Genomic DNA, 18267 nt, shown 5'->3' on the forward strand with positions numbered 1-18267 from the left:
CGTGACGACGGCATCGGAATCCTCGTCCCACACCGGCCCAGCGATCCCACGCGGTCAGGGCGGCGATGCGCTCTCCGTTGCGGCGCGGGAGATCTTCGCCGAACGCGGCTACCACGGCGCGTCCATCCGGGACATCGCCAAGCGCGCCGGGTTGAGCCTCTCCGCGCTGTACTACTGGCACTCCAGCAAGCAGGAGCTGTTCGCCGGGCTGATGGAGGACAGCGTCAACGACTACGTGCGCACCTGCGACGCGGCGCTGCACGCCTGCGGTGACGATCCGGCCGAGCGGTTGCGCGCGCTCGTGCGCGCCACCGTGGACTACCGGGTGCGGCGGCGGGTGGAGAGCACCATCGCCGCTCGGGACGCCCGCAACCTGGATCCGGCGCACGCACAACGGCTCGCCGAGCTGCGGGAATCCGCGACGCGGCTGTTCCAGGACATCATCGACGACGGCGCGCGGCGCGGACAGTTCCGCTGCGAGCACCCCGCCGAAGCGCGCCGCGCGATCCAGGCCGCGTGCAACGCGATCCCCCAGTGGTACGACCCGGACGGCGACACCGACCCGGCCGAACTCGCCGACCGCTACGTCACCATCGCGCTGCGCATCGTCTGCGCCTGACACCGGGATTTCGCCTATGCGTTGACCTCCAGTGCTGTGGAAGTCCTAGCGTTCCTGCCGTGATCGAAGACCTGGGAACGGAATCCGCAAGACCCGTGCGCCGGGTTCCCCGCGTGCTCCTGCCGTTCCGGCGCAGCGCCTACCGCAGGCTCTCCGCCGCGCTGTGCTTCACGCTGTTCACCACCGGGTTGTGGACCGTCGGGCAAGTTTGGGAAGTCGTGCGGATCGGTGGCGGCGCCAGCCAGCTCTCGTTCGTCGCAGCCGCGGCGTCGCTGGGCGCGCTGCTGCCCATGCTGCTCGGCGGGGCGGTCGCGGACCGGGTGGCGCAGAAGACGATCCTGCTCGTCGTGCAGGGCGTTCACTTCGTGCTGCTCACCATCGCGGCCACGCTGTCGTTGACCGATCAGATGCAGCTGTGGCACCTGGTCGCGATCGCCTTCCTCGGCGGAACCGCGGTGGCGTTCTACTTCCCCGCCTACTCCGCCTGGCTGCCCGCGCTGCTGGCCGAGGACGAGCTCATGGCGGCCAACGGGTTCGAGGGCATGGTACGGCCGAGCATCCAGCAGGCCGCTGGTCCCGCGCTCGGCAGCCTCATCATCACGGCCTTCGCACCTGGCGCGGCGATGGCGGTGGGCGCGGTTCTGGCGTTCGCGGCCTGGTGCACGTTCTGGACCGTCCCCCGCACCCCGGTGCGCAGTGTCGAGGGGCCGACTCGCGGTGTCTTCGCCGACATCGCCGAGGGATTCCAGTACATGCTGGCCACGCGGTGGTTGGTCGCTTCGCTTGCCTTCGCCTCGCTCATGGTGATGGTGACGATGGGGCCGTTGCAGGTCGTGCTGCCGTTCCTCATCAAGGACCGCCTCGGCGGCGGCGCCGGGGAGCACGCGCTGGTGCTGGCCACGTGGGGAATCGGTGGCGCGGTCGGGTCGCTGGTGATGGGTTCCCTGCGCATGCCCCGCCGCTACCTCACCACCTTGCTGGGGTTGTGGGGTGTGGCCGGTCTTCCGCTGCTCGCGGTCGCTGGCGCCACCGAGATCTGGGTCGTCACCGTGGCGGCGTTCTTCGGCGGTGCGCTGTTCTCCAGCCCTATGGTGCTGTGGGGCACGCTGCTGCAACGCCGGGTGCCGCCGCAGCTGCTCGGCCGGATCACCAGCCTGGACTTCTTCGTGTCCATCGCGTTCCTACCGCTGTCGATGGCCGTGGCCGGACCGATCTCCGAAGCGATCGGCACGCACGCGACGTTCGTCGTGGCCGGAATCGTCCCGCTGATCGCCGCGGTGGTGGCCATCGTGCTGGGACGGTTGCCCGCCGACGAGATCGCGCACCCGCTCGACTAGTCCAGCAGTTCCACCGGGACGTCGACGTGGCGGGCGCGGAGGAACTCGCCGACCGCCTTGCCGATCGGGTCGACGCGCAGGTTGCTCGAACCACCGGTGCCCAGCAGTCCGCGCAGGACGAAGTGCACCGCCCGCAGGTGCGGGAACTCGTGCCGGACGACTTCGAGGTCCTTCGCCTCGGGCATCAGCCGTCGCAGCTCGTCGGTGCTGAGCAGGTCGCGCAGCCACGGCCAGGCCTTCGGATCGGCCACCCACAGGCCGACGTTGCTGTTGCCGCCCTTGTCGCCGCTGCGCGCGTGGGCGAGGCGGCCGAGCGGGACGCGGCGGGTTTCGCCGAGTGCCACCGGGCCTGGTTCCGGGTGCTGCGGTTGGCTCGGCTGTTCGGTGGCCGGAGGCGGGACGATCGGGATCCGGGTGCCGTCGTCGAGCACCGCCTCGTGCGGGACCGCGTCGATCGCCAACAACGACGGCCAGTAATCGATGCGCGGTTTCGGCGATGTGGACTGACGGGCCGCGTTGTCGGTGTAGAAGCCGGGGATGCTGGACAGGAACAGCTCGCCGATCCCCTCGGCCAGTCGCGTCAGCGGTTCCCGGTCGGTGGCGGTGGCCATGATGCGGACCTGGACGGTGGCGTCCCACTGGCGTTCGGGATCCTCGGCGGCGGTGCCGAGCGCGCTCACGTCGAGTTCGGCGTCCACCCCGGCCAGCAGCGCTTCGGCTTGGGCGCGGATCAGCTCGACCTTCTCCGCGATGTCCAGGCCGGTGGCGTAGACGCTGATGACGATCTGGTGGCCGATCGGGGCGAATACCGCGACCTTGGTGGTCGGGGGCGGCGGGGAGCCGGTGGTCCCGGAGATCTCCACCCGGTCCGGCGCGAGCTGCCGCAGCCGCACGGTGTCCAGGTGCGCGGTCACGTCCGGGTTGAGGTAGTGCGGGCCCTGGATCTCGTAGACCAGCTGGGCGGTCACGGTGTCGGTGGTGACCGCGCCGCCGTCGCGTGCGTGCTTGGTGATCACGGTGGTGCCGTCGGCGGCGATCTCGGCGATCGGGAAGCCCGGCGCGACCATCCCAGGCACCTGGGTGAACCCGGAGAAGTTCCCGCCCACCGCGTGCGGACCGCATTCGATGACGTGCCCGGCCACCACCGCAGCGGCCAGCTCGTCCCAGTCGTCGGGGTTCCAGCCGTGCCACCACGCGGCTGGGCCGGCAGTCAGCGATGCGTCGGTGACCCGACCGCACACCACGACGTCCGCCCCTTCGCGCAGGGCCGCGGCGATCCCCCATCCGCCGAGGTAGGCGTTGGCGGCGATGGACCGGTAACCCCAGTCCTCCAGGAGCGCTCCGCTGTCCAGGCTCGGCATCGTGTGCCCGGCAGCCAGCAGATCGTCCAATGTGGACAGCACGTTGTCGCCTTCGACGTGTGCGACCCGCAGCGCCGCCCCGCTCTCGGCGATCATCGCGCGCACCGCGTCGGCCAACCCGGCCGGGTTGAACCCGCCAGCGTTGACCACCACCCGGGTGCCGCGCTCGGCCAGAGCGGTGAGATGCGGGCGGAGCTGGTCGAGGAAGTACTCGACGTAGCCCTTCGACGGGTCGCTGCGGTGCCGGGCCGCCAGCATGGCGAGGGTGAACTCGGCGAGGTAGTCGCCGATCAGCACATCGCACGGATCGCCGGCCATCGCCTCGTCCAACGCGCTGTGCCGGTCACCCAGGTAGCCGGAGAACCCTCCGATTCGGATCGCCCGCGTCATCTCTCGCCTCCACCTCGAGTTGGCGTTCTCGGTCACGCACCGATGTGGTCACGCAGCTGGCGCTTGAGCACCTTGCCGGTCGGGGTGCGCGGCAGCGGGTCTCGGCGGACCACCACGTGGGCCGGGACCTTGAACGCCGCCAGCCGCGCGGCGACGTGTTCCTGCAGCTCCGCCGGCTCAACCGGGGTTCGCAGGTTCACCACGGCCGCCACCTCCTCCCCCAGCTTCGGGTGCGGCAGGCCGATGACCGCGCAGTCGAGCACCGCCGGGTGCTCGAACAGCGCCGCCTCGACCTCCGCGCAGTAGACGTTCTCGCCGCCTCGGATCACAACGTCCTTGAGCCGGTCGACCACGTGCACCCAGCCGTCCTCGACGTAGCCGAGGTCGCCGGTGCGAAACCAGCCGTCGACGAACGATTCCGCGGTGGCCTGCGGGTTGTTCCAGTAGCCGCGCACGATGTTCGGCCCGCGGAACCAGAGTTCGCCGATCTCACCGTCGGCCACTTCGTCGCTGGTCGCCGGGTCCACGACGCGCAGGTCCGCGCCTGGGACGCACCGGCCGACGCTGTCCGCGCGGGCGAGGTAGTAGCTGCCCGCGTTGTTCACCACCGCCGAAGTCGTCTCGGTCAGGCCGTAGCCGTTGGCCGGCGCGACGCCCGTGCCCAGGCCGTCGATGCGGCGCACGAGGTCCGGCGGGACCGGCGCACCGCCCATGTTGACGCCCTCCAGCCGGCGCACCGCCTCGCCCTGCTCGACGAGATCGCGCATCATGGTCGGCACCCCGGCCGCAGTGGTCAGACCTTCGTCGAGGATCAACCGCGCCGCGACCTCCCGGTCCCACCGATACATGGTGGCCAGCTTCGCCCCGGCCAGCGTGCCGAAGCACAGCGCGGTGAGCCCGGCGATGTGGAACAGCGGGAACGTCAGCAAGACACCGGGTTGCGGCGCATCCGGATCGCCCAGCGGTGGGAACACCCCGCCGTTGGCCAGTGCGGCGTGCACCCGCCGGTTCACGACCGTGTTGAGCACGTTCGTGCAGTGGTTGCGGTGCGTGGCGACCGCGCCCTTGGGACGACCCGTGGTGCCGGAGGTGTACATGATCGTCGCGTCATCGTCCGGGCTGATGTCCACGTCCGGCAGCTCGGCTTGCTCCGGCAGCGACGCCACCAGCTCCGCCCAAGCGCGCACGCCGGGCGCCGGTGTTCCGCCGCGGATCTCCACTGTCGGGATCTCGCGGTCGATCAGCGCCGTCCGCTCGGCGTCGGCGAACACCAGCTTCGCACCGGAGTCGGTCAGCCCGTAGTGCAGTTCGACGCCGGTCCACCAGGCGTTGAGCGGGACAGCGACCAATCCCGCGGCCTGGATCGCGAAGAAGACCACCGGCCACTCCGGGAAGTTGCGCATCGCGATGGCGACCCGATCACCGCTGGTCAGCCCGTACTCCTCGCGCAGACAGCGAGCGAGCCCGACCACCAGCCGGAAGTGCTCGGCGTAGCTGCACCGGAAGTCCTCGTAGACCAGGAAGTCGCGTTCGCCGTAGCCGCTGCTGAACAGCACCACGTCGCGCAGGGTCGCCGGTCCTCCGGTGTAGACGCGCATCGGGATGCCGCCGACGTCCTGCGTGACGACTTCGAAATCGCCGCCCGGTCCGATGAGTTCGGTCAGCAATCGCTGCCGCTGGTCCTCCGGCATCAGCCCCTCCTCGGCGCGTGGTTGAGCTCCAGTCCGGGGCAGTGCCACTCCACTGCGTAGAGGATTCCCCAGCCGGACGAGGTGATGTAGGCGGTGCGCAGGTCCGGACCGCCGAAGCAGATGTTGGTGACGTGCGCGTCGTGGCGAGGCGGTGTGAGCACGTCCTTGAGCTCGCCGTCCGGGCTGAGCACGCTGATGCCGCCGGTGATCAGCGTCGCCACGCACACGTTGCCCTCGGAATCCACCGCGAGCGAGTCCAGCAGCTGGTAGCCGGGGAATCCGTGCAGGAGCGCGGCGCCGGCGGGTCCGTTCCCGGTGCGGCGCAAGCGTCCTGGGCCTTCGACGTCCCAGTACCAGACGCGGCCGGTGGAGGTTTCCGCGACGTAGACCCGCTCGCCGTCCGGGGACAGCCCGACGCCGTTGGCCTCGGTCAGCGGGTAGGCGATCTCCTCGATGCGGCTGCCGTCGGGGGTGGCGTAGTAGAGCCCGCCGCGGTCGGTGTCGCGAGGTCGTCGTTTGCCCAGGTCGGTGAAGTAGAAGCCGCCTTCGGCGTCGAAGACGATGTCATTGGGGCCGCGCAGCCCGCGGCCGTCGACCTCGGTGTAGAGGTCGGTGACGGTGCCGTCCATCGTGACGCGCTGGATCCGGCCGCCGATGTAGTCGTACGGCTGCATGCCCGGGACGTCGCGGCCACGGATGTTCAGCCACTCGAAGCCGCCGTTGTTGCAGACGTACACCGCGCCGTCCGGGCCGATCGCCGCCCCGTTCGGGCCACCGCCGCAGTCGGCGACCACCGACACCTCACCATCGGGAGCGACCTTCGACAGGGTGCCGCGCTTGATCTCCACCAGCAGCACGGAGCCGTCGGCGAGCACCACCGGCCCCTCCGGGAACTGCAGTCCCGAAGCGATCTGCCGCATCTCGGTCATGGTGCTCCTTCTCCGGATTGTCCACAGTGGATTTTGCGAGCTGCGGGAACCTGTTCGGTGACACTAGGCTCGATCGCGCGGCGAACACAAGGGACGTCCTTGACGCCGCGCGAGAAGCCGCCATAGCGTTCGAAAAACCCTGGTGCACCGCACGTTCCGATCTCTGGAGGTTCCGTGACCACAACGGCCGAGCAGCGGGTCAGCTGCACCATCACCGACGGCGTGGCGGACGTGCGGATGAGCCGGCCGGACAAGCTCAACGCACTGGACCAGGCGATGTTCGAAGCACTCGTGGCCACCGGTCTACGACTGCGCGAAAACCGCACGGTGCGGGCCGTGGTCCTCTCCGGCGAAGGCCGGGCCTTCTGCGCCGGACTGGACTTCGGCAACTTCGCGAAGATGGCCGACGGCGGCCAATCCTCCGAACGCCCCGCGGCGACCACCGAACCGGTCGGCCCGGCCAAGTCCCGCGGCCAGCAGGCGGCCCACGTCTGGGCGACGATCCCGGTCCCAGTGATCGCCGCGGTGCACGGAGTCGCCTTCGGCGGCGGCCTCCAGGTAGCACTGGGCGCCGACATCCGCCTGGTAGCAGCCGATGCACGCCTGTCGGTGATGGAGATCAAGTGGGGCCTCGCCCCGGACATGACCGGTACCCAGATCCTCCCGGAACTAGTAGGCCGAGATGTGGCCAAGGAACTCACCTTCACCGGCCGAATCGTCACCGGCACGGAAGCGGCCAACCTCGGCCTGGCCACCCGAGTCGAACCTGACCCCCTGTCCGCAGCCCTCGACCTGGCCCGCGAAATCGCCACCAAGAGCCCAGAAGCAATCCGCCACTCCAAGCACCTGCTCGACATGGCAGGCCGCACCAGCCTCACCGAGGGCTTCGCCGCCGAACAGGAAGCGATCCAAGCCCTCATCGGCAGCCCCAACCAGACCGAAGCGGTCAAGGCCAACCTCGACAAGCGCACCCCGCACTTCACCGACCCCACCTGACCCACCTCCACCGATCGTGTCCCGGTGACGGGCGCCTTCGGACAAGCCCGCCCGTCACCCGACCGCCGAGGAAGCGCTTCGCGCAGCAGTGTTGATTGCTCGAAGGTGCCTTTCACCGCGGTCGAATCCACTCGATCAGGGCGAATTGAGGCGTTGTGGCCAGGGTGGGATGAAGTCCGGGTACTCGGTGCTGAACTTCATGGGGAACTCCGCCGACTCGGCGGCCAGCCGGATGTCCGCGGGCAGCATCATCGCCACGCCACTCCGACCGCCGGATCGTTGAACGCCGCGATCACCGGCTTGCGCGACTCGGCGATGTGCAACGCCACCGTGCCACCGCCGTCGATCTGCCCCGCCGCCCAGCGGACCTCGCCATCGGCGGCGGCATCGAACGCGCTGATCAGCTCGTCGCGCATCACGTGGGTGAACGCGTTGAGCTTGTCCGGCCGGTTCAGCGTGATCGTGGCGATGCCCCTCGGAGACCTCGTAGGTGGTCTGCTCGCGGGTCATCGCAGCGCCCAGTCACCGGTGAACTCGGGGTCGGTCTTGTTGATGAACGCTTCCTTGGCGGCCTGGCTGTCTGCGGTCGCGAAGTTGATGGTCTGGGCTCGGGCTTCGCTTTCCAGAGCCTCTCGGAAGCTCTGGTTGCCGACGGTGTGCAGCATTTGCTTGCTCTGCGCGAGCGCGATCGGCGGGCCTTGCGCAAGGCGGGTAGCCAGGTCGGCGACGTACTCGTCGATGTCGGAGTCCTCCCGTACTGCGGTGACCATGCCGAGTTCGCGGGCTTCGTCGGCACCGATGATCTCGGCGAGCAGTGCCAGGCGTTTGGCCTGTTGCAGGCCGACGATTCGTTGCAGGAGCCAGGATCCGCCGAAGTCCAGCGACAGGCCTCGCTTGCCGAAGATCTGCGAGAAGCGGGCGTCCGGGGTGCAGACCGCCAGGTCGCAGCCCAGTGCCAGGTTCCATCCGGCGCCGACCGCGACGCCTCGCACCTTCGCCACCGACGGTTTCGGCAACTCGTGCAGGGCCAGTGCGATCTCGTTGATGCCGTGCATTCGGTTCAGCGGGTGCTGCGGGCCGCGATCCCCGCTCAGGTCCGCGCCTGCGCAGAAGTCGCCGCCCGCTCCCGTGATCACCAAGCACCGCACGTCGTCGTCCGTCGCTGCTTTCGCGATCGCCTCGTGCAGTCCACGCCAGGCCGCGAGGTCCAGGGCGTTCTTGCGCTTGGGCCGGTTGATCGTGACCGTCAGGACGGGGCCTTCGTGCGCCACCTGGATCGCATCACTGTCCACTGTGCTCACCCATCGTCTCGGTGCCGACCGTTGACCGGTCGCGGCGACTTGAAAACCTCTTGGCTCGCTGGAAGGGTCCAGGCGGACCAGTTGCCCAGGGAAGCGAGCCAACATGTCCGACGTGGAGTACCGGCAGTCCCGGTTCTCGGTCCCGAGCGGGGCCACCGACATCCTGCTGATCCGGCACGGCGAATCGGCCCCGGCCCGCCCCGATCGGCCGTTCCCACTGGTCGACGGGCAGGGCGACCCGGAACTGGCCCCGCAGGGCCGGGAGCACGCCGAGCGCGTCGCGCAGCGGCTGGCCGACGCGGACCTGGACGCGATCTACGTGACCACGCTGATCCGCACCGTCCAGACCGCCGCGCCGCTGGCCGCGCGCACCGGCCTGACCCCGCAGGTCGAACCGGATCTGCGGGAGGTGCACCTCGGCGAGTGGGAAGGCGGGCTGTTCCGGCAGAAGGTCGCCGCGAACGACCCGGTCATCCACCGGATGTACGCCGAGCAGCGCTGGGACGTCATCCCCGGCGCGGAGTCGGTCGAGGCGCTGAGCAACCGTGTCCGCGGCTCGATCGAGCGGCTGGCCGCGGCGCACCCGGACCAGCGGATCGCGGTGTTCACCCATGGCGGCATCATCGGCCAGGTGCTGGCGCTGGCCACCAGATCCCGCCCGCTGGCCTTCCTGGGCGCCGACAACGGCTCGATCTCCCGGATCGTGGTCGCCGCGGACCACTGGATCGTCCGCAGCTTCAACGACTCCGCTCATCTCGGCTCCGACCTCTCCGCACAGGCCGCCGCGCTGAGCTGAGCCGTCGTGGGGGTCTCCGAATTTCCCTAAAATTGGGAAACCACCTTGCGCTGCGCTGGGGCTCCTCCCGAATCTCCCTAAAATTGGAGTCCTCCCCTGCTACTTCAGGCCCAGCGCGCGGACCGCGTCCGCCGGGTTTCCCTGCGGCAGGAGCGCGATCGTCGGGGTGGTGACCCCGTTGTCCACGTACTGCTGGATCCGTTCCCGGCAGTGCTCGGCCGGGCCGTGCACCATCAGGTCATCGACCACGCTGTCCGGGATCGCCTCCAGCGCCGCCTTGCGGTCACCGGCGTCCCACGCCTGCCACATCGGCGCGAGCTCCTCGCGACCCAGCCATTCGTGGAAAGCCCGGTACACCGGCACGTTCATGTACGCCGCGATCTGCCGTCGCGCGATGCCGCGAGCTGTGTCGGCGTCGGTATCGGGCATCGCGAAGATCCGGGCAACGATCTCCTTGCCCTCGCCGCCCTCGTGCACGTGCGGGACTACCGCGCGCACGTCGTCGGGCGAGAGCCAGTTGATGATCGCGCCGTCGCCTTCCCGGCCTGCCAACCACAACATCCCCGGCCGCAAGGCGGCGACCAGCAGCGGCGGCGCCGGCTCAGCGACCAGACCGGCGGTGAAGCCCTTGACCTGGAAGGTCTCGTAGGTCTCGGTTACCTTCTCCCCGCTCAGCGCCTTGCGCAGGAATCGCAGCGTGTCACGCACGCGCTTGTAGGGCTCCTCGAACGGGATGTCGTTCCAGCGCTCCACTATCACGTTGGACGAGGTGCCGATGCCCAGCGCGAACCGCCCCGGGGCAGCCGCGGCCAGCGATGCGGCGCTCATCGCCAGCGTCGCCGGGCCTCGGGTGTAGACCGGGACGATCGCGGTTCCCAGCCGCAGCTGCGGTGCCCAGGCGCTGGCCAGCGCGAGCGGGGTGAACGCGTCGGCGCCGTTCGACTCCGACGACCACACGTCCGTGTAACCCAGGTCCGGTAGTTCGATGATCAGCTCGCGCTGCTCGGCCAGCGGAATGCCTTGGAACGGCACCGTGATGCCCCAACGTCGTTGCACGAACAGTCCTCTCGATCACGAAGACGCGTAGCGCGCCTTGAGCTTTCCCTTGACCAGCTTGCCGGTGGGAGTGCGCGGTAGCTCGCTCGTGAAGTCGACGCTGCGCGGCACCTTGTAGTGCGCGACGCGCTGCCTGGCGTAGTCGAGGATCTCCCGCTCCAGGTCCGGGCCCGGTTCCACACCGGGTGCCGGTTGCACGACGGCTTTGACCGCCTCGCCCATCTCGGGATCGGGTACCCCGAACACCGCGACGTCGAGGATCGCCGGGTGCAGCACCAGCACGTTCTCGACTTCCTGCGGGTAGATGTTCACCCCGCCAGAGATGATCATGAATTCCTTGCGGTCGGTGAGGAACAGGAAGCCGTCGTCGTCGAGGTAGCCCAGATCGCCGACGGTGGCCCAGTTCGCGTGCCCGGAATGTTTGATCGACCGGGTCTTGTCCGGATCTCCCAGGTACTCGAAGGCAACCTCGTCCCGTCCGAAGTAGACGGTGCCAACCTCGCCGCTGGGCAGCTCGTGGCCGTCCTCGTCGCAGACGTGCACATCGCCGAGCACCGAGCGGCCGACCGAGCCCGGTTTGTCCAGCCACTGCGCGGAATCGATCAGCGTCATGCCGATGCCCTCGGTCGCCGCGTAGTACTCCTGCAGGATCGGGCCCCACCACTCGATCATCGCCCGCTTGACTTCCACCGGACACGGCGCGGCGGCGTGCACCGCCATCTGGTGGCTGCTCAGGTCGTAGCGCTGCCGGATCTGCTCATCCAGCTTGAGCATTCGGACGAACATCGTCGGAACCCACTGGCTGTGCGTGACGCCGTAGTTCTCGATCGCCCGCAACGCGCCTTCCGGGTCGAAGCGCTCCATCATCACCACGGTCCCGCCGTTCGCCTGCACCGAGGCGCAGTAGCGCAGGGGTGCCGCGTGGTAGACCGGCGCCGGGGACAGGTAGACGGTGTCCTCGGTGAACCCGTAGAACGCGCGCAGCAGGTCGACCAGCACGTTGCCAGGTTCGTGCACCTGGCGATCGGGCAGGTTGGGTTTGATCCCCTTGGGGCGCCCGGTGGTCCCCGAGGAGTACAGCAGGTCCGCGCCGCACGGCTGCGAAGCGGGGACTTCCGTCGAAGCTGCGGCCAGCGCCTGCTCGTAGTCATCGAAACCTGGTACCGCACCGCCGAAAGCCAGCCGCAACCCGACGTCGGGTACTCGCTCTGCGACCGCCTCGGCCAATTCGGCGAGCCCGGCGGACACCAGCAGCGCGCGGGCTCCGGAATCGTTGACGATGTAGGCAACTTCTTCGGGTTGCAGGTGGCTGTTGACCGCGCACACGTACAAGCCGGAGCGTAGCGCGGCCCAGTAGACCTCGAAGGCCTGCGGGGAGTTGTCGCTGAGCAGCGCGACCACATCGCCCTTGCCCAGGCCCGCGGCGCGCAGCTGGTTCGCCAGCCTCAGCGACCGCTCGTCGAGTTCGCGGTAGGTCAGGCGCTGGCCGGATCCGGCCATGATCAGCGCAGGCCGGTCGGGGTGCGTAGCGGCGTGGACTCCTGGGTACATGCGGCTCCTCCTTGAACCATCGGCACCCGCCGATCACGTCGAGAGGCGCTCCAACTCCCCGAACAGCCGCTTGGACTGCTCGGCGCTGGGCACCACGAAGACGCCCTCGGCCTCCACCAGCACGGTGTCGGGGTCGTCCTCGGTGCTGATCGTGGCGATCGACTCGGTCCACCGCCCGTCGACGTTCTCCAGCCGGCCGACGATGCGCAGCGGCGTCTGCAGCGGGACCGGACGCCGGTAGCGCAGCGCGAGCTTGACCGTCATGCCGTGCTTGCCGCGCGTCGCGTGCGCGTGGCCGAGGATCTGGTCCAGCAGCAGAGCGCTGATGCCGCCGTGCCCGTAGCTGGGCGGCCCCTCGTAGGCCAGGCCGAGCGTGCAGCGGCCGATCGCCGCGCCGTCGACGATCTCCACGCGCATCGGCGGTGCGATCGGGTTCCCCGGACCGGCCGCCGGGTTGTACATCCGGCGCGAGCGCTGCCCACCGTCCACAGTGGCCGGTTCGCCGCGTTCGCGGCGGGCTGCGGCCAGCGGCGGGACCAGTGCGCGGACCTGCTCGGCGAGCTCGGTCAGGGTCGCGGTGTCGACCTCGGTGGACACCGCGGCGTCGTTCAGTTCGCGCAGCGCGGCACCGAGCTCTCGCACGGCCCGACGGCGCTGCGCCTGGTCGTCTTCAGTGGCCACCGGTTCACTCACCCCGCCAGACCGGCTTGCGCTTCTCGGCGAACGCGAGGGCCCCTTCCTGGGCGTCGGCGGAGGTGAACACCGGAGCGGAGATCTCGAGCTGCTCGGCGAAGGCCTCGGCGTCGGTCCACCGCACCGCGCCGGAGACGATCTGCTTGGTGGCGCGGACCGCCAGCGGCCCGTTCGCCGCCACCCGCGCGGCCAGCTCCCGTGCGCCGTTCAGCGCCTCGCCCGGCTCGGTGAGCTTGTTGATCAGCCCGTGCGCGTGGGCGACCTCGGCGGTAAGCGGATCGCCGGTCAGCGCGACCTCCATGGCCAGCTGGTAGGGCAAGGTCTTGGGCAGCCGCAGCAGACCACCGGCGGCGGCGACCAGCCCGCGCTTGACCTCGGGCAACCCGAACTTGGCCTCGCGCGACGCGACGATCAGGTCGCAGCTGAGCGCCAGTTCGCAGCCTCCGGCCAGAGCCCAGCCCTCGACGGCGGCGAGCAGCGGTTTCGACGGCGGCCGCTCGGTGACGCCGCCGAATCCTCGGCCCGGGATGGAGGGGCGCTCGCCGCGGGTGAAGGCTTTGAGGTCCATGCCCGCGCAGAAGGTGCCGCCCGCGCCGGTGAGGATGCCGATGACCGCGTCGGAGCGCTCTTCGAGTTCGTCGATCGCTGCGGCCAGGCCTTCGGCGACCGAGCGGTCCACCGCGTTGCGGGCCTCGGGCCGGTTGATCGTGATGACGGCGACGCCGTCGGCGATCTCGGTCAGGACGCTCTCACCCACGCTGCATCTCCTCCGGTCTCGAGCCAAGGTCGTCCCAGTATCGCCCTCGGAGCAACCCAGGTCCAGACCGACTGGCCGGTATGACCCAGACCAAACCCCGCGCACACCCATAGCCCGGATCAATGCTCCGTCACCTGGGGACGTGTCAATTTCGCGCGAAATCGACCGCACCGGGGGTGACACCCGGACTGGTGAGGGGTCGTCAGGGGTGGGTTGGGTTCGTATTCTTCCGGGGTGGATCTGCGGCTGGTGGAGTACTTCGTTGCGATGATCGACCACGGGAGCGTCACCAAGGCCGCGCAGTCGCTGTACATCGCGCAGCCTTCCCTGTCGCAGGCCATCCGGAGTTTGGAGCGGCAGCTCGGGGTGGAGTTGTTCCGCCGCGCCGGGCGCCAGCTGGTGCTCACCCCCGACGGCGAGGCGTTCGCGACGCCCGCGCGCCGCATCCTCCGCGACGTCGAGCGAGCTCGCAGCGCCGCACGCGGAGTGCTCGCGCTCGACAGCGGACAGCTCGACATCGCCGCGCTGGCGACGCTGGCCGCGTACCCGCTGCCCGAGCTGGCCGGCGAGTTCCACCAGCGTCACCCCGGCGTGCTGCTCAACGTCATCGGCCCCGGCAGCTCTTCTCGCGTGGTCGACGAGGTGCGGCGCGGGCACGCCGAGCTCGGCCTGACCACGCTTCCGCCTCGCAGCACCGGACCCCGCGGCTCCTCGCTGCGCACCCGCGAGCTCCGCACCCAGGAGATCGTGCTGGTCCTGCCGCCGGGGCTGGCCGAGCAGCTGCCCGATCCGGTGCCGCTCTCCGCGGTGGCCGGCATCCCGCTGGTCCTGGAGCTCGGCGACACGCTCAGCCTGATCGACGCCGTGCTCGACACCTCGACGCTGACCGTCGCGGTGGAATCGGCCAACCGGCAGGCGATCTGGGACCTGGTCGCGCACGGCGCGGGCGCCACCTTCCTCCCCCGCAGCCTGGCCGAGCGCGAACTGCACGGCGTGGTCCTGCGTTCCACCACACCGGAACTGCGGCGCAGCATCGGATTCGTGCACCGGCCGGGACCGATGTCCCCCGCCGCGGAGGCGTTCCTGGCCGTCGCCGGGGTCAGCGCGGAGCCCGAGCCATCCGCAGCAACGCCCGCCCGGCCGGCGACAGCACCGCAGGGTCGTAGAGCACCCCGTAGCCGAGACTGATCGGCGGATCGACCGCCCGCACAATCGCCCCTCGCGCGGCGGCCTGCTCGGCCATCGGCCGGGCGAGCACGGTGCCCCCGACCCCAGCCAGCACGAACGGCAGCATCGATTCGCGGTGCTGCACGACCGCCGACGGCCGGGTGCGCTTGCGGGCTGCGCTGAGCGCCTTCTCGATGGCGGTGCGACCGCTGCTCTTGGGCACGATCACCAGCGGCAGGTCCGGAAGTTCGGCCAGCGGCAGCGGATCCTTCACCGAAACGTCCGTGCCCGGCGGGAAAACCAGCCAGTAGTCGTGCCGCCCCAGTTTCTCCACCTGCAGTTCCGAGGCTGGAACGGGCAGGTAGGTGAACACGATCTCGCAGTGCCCCTCGCGGATCAGCGAAGCACCGGCCTCCTCGTCGCGCAGCTCGGCCAGCCGCAGCGAAACGTTCGGGTAGCGCTGCCGGAACCGGCCGACGAGCTGAGCCACCGGATGCACCGCCAGCGCAGCCGCGACGTGGATGTCCAGGCGTCCTCGCGGCAACCCGGCAGCATCGACCAGCGTGCCCTCTGCGGTGACGACGTCGCGCAGGATCTGCCGGGCCGGACCGACGAATGCCTGCCCGGCAGAGGCCAGCACCATGCCGCGCCCGATCCGGTGGAACAGCTCGACGCCGAGGTCGCGCTCCAGACTGCGAATGGCCTGCGAAACCGTGGGCTGCGCCAGCTGCAACGCGCTCGCCGCAGCGTTGATGCCGTTGTGATCGACGACGGCCAGGAAGTATTCGACCTGGTGCAACTCCACCCGCGCAGCCTACGCGCGTCGTGAGTGGGAAAACCGCCTCCAACCGGTTTTCCCACTCACGACCCCGGCACGGCTCAGTCCGTCGCCGTGGTGTCCCAGCCATAGTCGGGCAGCGCGTAGAACTCGTCACCGCTGACGCGGTCGACCTCACCCGAGGCCATCGCAGCGATCAGCGACTCGACGCCGGTCCGCACCGACTGGATGAGCATGCCGTGCTGCTTCTGCCCGAGGTCGTCCTGCTGACCGCGGACCTCGAACAGCACGGTGGCCGAACCGTTGAGAGCGAACGCCGAACGCCCCTGGCCTGCGTACTCGCGATCGTCGGGGTGGAAGTACCGCCCCACACCGGCCAACGGCGACTGGGAACCGTAGGCGGCTTGAATGCCGCGAGCCACCGACAGCGCGTAGCGGCGGGACTTGTCCTGGTCGAGCAGCGGGTACTTCGCCTGGTAGGCCGCACCGTCGTTGACGCCGAGCGGCGGGTAGTCCAGCGAGACCGAGATGAGCTTGCCGTCCTGCGGCCCGCCCGTGGTGCGCCCGCACGGACCCATGTGGTGCAGGTCCACCACAGCGTCGACCGCGCCGAACTCCTGGCGTAGCGACAGGTAGGTGTCGCGGATGGCCTGCGACTCCGGGGACAGGAAGAACCCGGCGTCGGTCTGCGCACCGGGCAGGTCCCCGGGCTGCGGCACGTAGTTCAGGTCGGGGTTGAAGTCCCGGTTGAGGTCGAAGCCGGGCAGGTCGATCCCGTCGCCGTTGGGGCTGTGGTACCAGGCCGTGGGCGCCCCGGCCAGCTGCGGGTGGTCGGCCACCACCTGGTCCCAGGCGTTGACGTTCATCCGCCGGTTGAGCTCCCCGCCGTCGGGGTTCACCATCGGCATCGCCACCAGCGTGATCTGCGACAGCAGCTGCTCGGTCGCGGCATCCCGGCTGGTGCTGAGGTCCTTCAGGATGCCGAGCAGCGCCTCGGTGCCGGTCCGCTCGTTGCCGTGGATCGCGCTCTGCACCATCAGCACGCGCTTGCCGGTCCCAACGCGCGCGGCCCACAACTCGCGGCCCTGCTTGGTCGTGCCGACCTGCTTCACCCCGACTCGGCCCTGCGAGGTGCGCTCGATGTCCTGCAGCGTCTTGCCGAGCTCGGCGTGGCTGGTCCACCCGTTCCACTGCGGATCGTCGAAGATCTTGCACGGTCCCTGGTCCGGCCCGTCCGGCGGGGCCGCCTGCACGGGTGCGGCGAGCCCTGCCAGCACCGCGGAACTGGCGGCCACGAGGGCGAATGAGGTTCTCCAACGGGGAATTCGACTCACAGTTGCACATCTCCGTTCACTAGTTGCAATCTGCTGCGAGGCCTGGAATCCGGCGCACCGATCCCGCCGCGTTCCAGGCACGTCGCACTACCGAGGAAGCTGGGCGATGAACGTCCTGGCGCGGATCGTCTTGACCGCACTCCCGGAAGGCGAGGACCACCCGGTCGGCCGGGAGCACAGCTGAGGACATTAAGTTCCCGTCAACAGCGAGTCAATTGCCCAGAACGAAGGCATTTTCAGTCCGAACGAGAGATCCCGTTGCGCTCGGGAGCTTGCCGCGGGCCGGACGCACGAGTAGGCGCTCCTCACCGGAGAACCGACGAGGAGCGCCTGGAATCGCTTCAGAGGCCAAGGTCCTTGGCGATGATCGTCTTCATGACCTCGGTGGTTCCGCCGAAGATGCGGGTGACGCGGGCGTCGGCGTACATGCGGGCGATCGGGTACTCGAGCATGTAGCCGTAGCCGCCGTGCAGCTGCAGGCAGCGATCAACCACTGTGGACTGGAGTTCGGTGCAGTACACCTTGACCTTCGCCGCGTCGGCCGCGGTCAACGCCCCCGCCTCCTGCTCGTCCAGCGCGCGGTCCAGCAGCGCCCGCCCGGCCTCGATCTGCACCGCGCAGCCAGCCAGCTCGAACTTGGTGTTCTGGAAGCTGCCCACCGGCTTGCCGAAGACCTCGCGCTCGCGCACGTAGTCCAACGTCGTGCGCAGCGCGGCTTCCGCCGCGGCCTGGCCGGACACCGCGATGCCCAGCCACTCCTGCGGGAGGTTCGCGCTCAGGTACTGGAAGGCGCGGCCTTCCTCGCCGAGCAAGTTCTCCGCCGGAATGCGCACGTCGTCGAAGAACAGCTCCGCGGTGTCCTGCGCCCTGAGTCCCAGCTTTTCGAGGTTGCGGCCCCGGCTGAAGCCGGCCATGCCGCGCTCCACGACCAGCAGCGACAGCCCGTCCCTGCGGTTCTCGCCCTGCCCGGTGCGGGCAACGACGATCACCAGGTCCGCGTTGTGACCGCCGGTGATGAACGTCTTGGCGCCGTTGAGCATGTAGTGGTCGCCCCCGCGGGTGGCGGTGGTCGCCATGCCCGCCAGGTCGGATCCGGTGCCGGGCTCGGTCATGGCGATGGCGCTCATCAGCTCACCGCTGGCCAATCCGGGCAACCAGCGCTTCGCCTGCGCCTCGTCGCAAAGCGAGATGAAGTACGGCACGACGACGTCGGTGTGCACCTTGAATCCGCCGAGCGCAACCCCGGCGCGGGCGGTCTCCTCGGTGATGACGGCGTTGAACTTGAAGCTGCTCGTCCCACCACCGCCGTGCTCCTCGGGCACCTGCAACCCGAGCATCCCGACCGCCCCAGCCTTGTGGAACAGCTCGCGAGGCACCAACCCGGCCCGCTCCCACTCGGCGAAGTGCGGCACGACCTCCTTCACCAGGAAATCCCTCACCACCTCGCGAAACGCCTCGTGTTCCGCCCCATAAGCACTGCTCCGCATCCACCACTCCTCATCCGCTGCCTT

General features: G+C 69.6%; 18 protein-coding genes. 5 read left to right on the forward strand and 13 right to left on the reverse strand.

Translation table 11 applies throughout. The features are described 5' to 3' along the window. Window position 1: 1 nt before the first annotated feature. The gene (locus tag ACWCO2_RS18630; protein WP_450128980.1) at window positions 2–619 is read left to right on the forward strand and encodes a TetR/AcrR family transcriptional regulator; all 618 of its coding nucleotides are present in this window, start codon (window positions 2–4) and stop codon (window positions 617–619) included. 59 nt (window positions 620–678) lie between these two features. After that, window positions 679–1956: an MFS transporter gene (locus tag ACWCO2_RS18635; RefSeq protein WP_450128981.1), complete on the forward strand. Its 1278-nt coding sequence runs from the start codon at window positions 679–681 to the stop codon at window positions 1954–1956. Here the strand turns inward: ACWCO2_RS18635 and ACWCO2_RS18640 are convergent. The 3 genes from ACWCO2_RS18640 to ACWCO2_RS18650 are packed head-to-tail and all read right to left on the reverse strand — an operon-like array spanning window position 1953 to window position 6327. Further along, window positions 1953–3707: an acyclic terpene utilization AtuA family protein gene (locus ACWCO2_RS18640; RefSeq protein ID WP_450128982.1), complete on the reverse strand. Its 1755-nt coding sequence runs from the start codon at window positions 3705–3707 to the stop codon at window positions 1953–1955. The genes ACWCO2_RS18635 and ACWCO2_RS18640 overlap by 4 nt on opposite strands. 32 nt (window positions 3708–3739) lie before the next feature. Next, on the reverse strand, window positions 3740–5398 hold the full coding sequence (locus ACWCO2_RS18645) for a class I adenylate-forming enzyme family protein (RefSeq protein ID WP_450128983.1): 1659 nt from the start codon (window positions 5396–5398) through the stop codon (window positions 3740–3742). Next, on the reverse strand, window positions 5398–6327 hold the full coding sequence (locus ACWCO2_RS18650; RefSeq protein WP_450128984.1) for an SMP-30/gluconolactonase/LRE family protein: 930 nt from the start codon (window positions 6325–6327) through the stop codon (window positions 5398–5400). The genes ACWCO2_RS18645 and ACWCO2_RS18650 overlap by 1 nt, the downstream gene beginning before the upstream one ends. A gap of 174 nt (window positions 6328–6501) precedes the next feature. Here ACWCO2_RS18650 and ACWCO2_RS18655 point away from each other — a divergent pair, with 174 nt between their 5' ends. Next, window positions 6502–7323 carry a crotonase/enoyl-CoA hydratase family protein gene (locus ACWCO2_RS18655; protein WP_450128985.1) on the forward strand — a complete coding sequence of 274 codons (822 nt, stop codon included), beginning with the start codon at window positions 6502–6504 and terminating at the stop codon, window positions 7321–7323. 135 nt (window positions 7324–7458) lie between these two features. Here ACWCO2_RS18655 and ACWCO2_RS18660 read toward each other — a convergent pair whose 3' ends face one another. From ACWCO2_RS18660 to ACWCO2_RS18670, 3 genes are all read right to left on the reverse strand, one after another. Then, window positions 7459–7581: a hypothetical protein gene (locus tag ACWCO2_RS18660; RefSeq protein WP_450128986.1), complete on the reverse strand. Its 123-nt coding sequence runs from the start codon at window positions 7579–7581 to the stop codon at window positions 7459–7461. Then, window positions 7572–7739, reverse strand: coding sequence for a hypothetical protein (locus ACWCO2_RS18665; protein ID WP_450128987.1), 168 nt, complete (start codon window positions 7737–7739; stop codon window positions 7572–7574). Before ACWCO2_RS18665 ends, ACWCO2_RS18660 begins: the two co-directional genes overlap by 10 nt. Window positions 7740–7829: 90 nt before the next feature. Continuing rightward, the gene (locus ACWCO2_RS18670; protein WP_450128988.1) at window positions 7830–8624 is read right to left on the reverse strand and encodes an enoyl-CoA hydratase/isomerase family protein; all 795 of its coding nucleotides are present in this window, start codon (window positions 8622–8624) and stop codon (window positions 7830–7832) included. Window positions 8625–8727: 103 nt separating this feature from the next. Between ACWCO2_RS18670 and ACWCO2_RS18675 the strand changes: the two genes are divergently transcribed. Continuing rightward, window positions 8728–9420: a histidine phosphatase family protein gene (locus tag ACWCO2_RS18675; protein WP_450128989.1), complete on the forward strand. Its 693-nt coding sequence runs from the start codon at window positions 8728–8730 to the stop codon at window positions 9418–9420. Between the two features lie 99 nt (window positions 9421–9519). Here ACWCO2_RS18675 and ACWCO2_RS18680 read toward each other — a convergent pair whose 3' ends face one another. From ACWCO2_RS18680 to ACWCO2_RS18695, 4 genes are read right to left on the reverse strand one after another with little or no spacing between them, the layout of a single operon-like run. Further along, entirely contained in the window at window positions 9520–10476 is a 957-nt protein-coding gene (locus tag ACWCO2_RS18680) for an LLM class F420-dependent oxidoreductase (RefSeq protein WP_450128990.1), read from the reverse strand. Between the two features lie 15 nt (window positions 10477–10491). Then, window positions 10492–12027 carry an acyl-CoA synthetase gene (locus tag ACWCO2_RS18685; RefSeq protein ID WP_450128991.1) on the reverse strand — a complete coding sequence of 512 codons (1536 nt, stop codon included), beginning with the start codon at window positions 12025–12027 and terminating at the stop codon, window positions 10492–10494. Window positions 12028–12060: 33 nt separating this feature from the next. Beyond that, window positions 12061–12708 (reverse strand): PaaI family thioesterase, encoded by a 648-nt coding sequence (locus tag ACWCO2_RS18690; protein WP_450128992.1) that lies wholly within the window; start codon window positions 12706–12708, stop codon window positions 12061–12063. 4 nt (window positions 12709–12712) lie between these two features. Next, on the reverse strand, window positions 12713–13477 hold the full coding sequence (locus ACWCO2_RS18695; protein WP_450128993.1) for a crotonase/enoyl-CoA hydratase family protein: 765 nt from the start codon (window positions 13475–13477) through the stop codon (window positions 12713–12715). Window positions 13478–13711: 234 nt separating this feature from the next. Between ACWCO2_RS18695 and ACWCO2_RS18700 the strand changes: the two genes are divergently transcribed. Continuing rightward, entirely contained in the window at window positions 13712–14665 is a 954-nt protein-coding gene (locus tag ACWCO2_RS18700) for a LysR family transcriptional regulator (protein WP_450128994.1), read from the forward strand. Here the strand turns inward: ACWCO2_RS18700 and ACWCO2_RS18705 are convergent. The 3 genes from ACWCO2_RS18705 to ACWCO2_RS18715 form a co-directional block, all read right to left on the reverse strand. Beyond that, complete coding sequence (locus ACWCO2_RS18705) at window positions 14577–15449, reverse strand: LysR family transcriptional regulator (RefSeq protein ID WP_450128995.1); 873 nt, start codon at window positions 15447–15449, stop codon at window positions 14577–14579. The genes ACWCO2_RS18700 and ACWCO2_RS18705 overlap by 89 nt on opposite strands. A gap of 74 nt (window positions 15450–15523) precedes the next feature. After that, window positions 15524–16717, reverse strand: coding sequence for a M14 family zinc carboxypeptidase (locus tag ACWCO2_RS18710; RefSeq protein ID WP_450128996.1), 1194 nt, complete (start codon window positions 16715–16717; stop codon window positions 15524–15526). A 380-nt stretch (window positions 16718–17097) separates the two neighbouring features. Continuing rightward, window positions 17098–18243, reverse strand: a complete 1146-nt coding sequence (locus tag ACWCO2_RS18715) for an acyl-CoA dehydrogenase family protein (RefSeq protein WP_450128997.1) — start codon at window positions 18241–18243, stop codon at window positions 17098–17100. Window positions 18244–18267: the final 24 nt, after the last annotated feature.

This window comes from Saccharopolyspora sp. NPDC002376 (genome assembly GCF_053593195.1).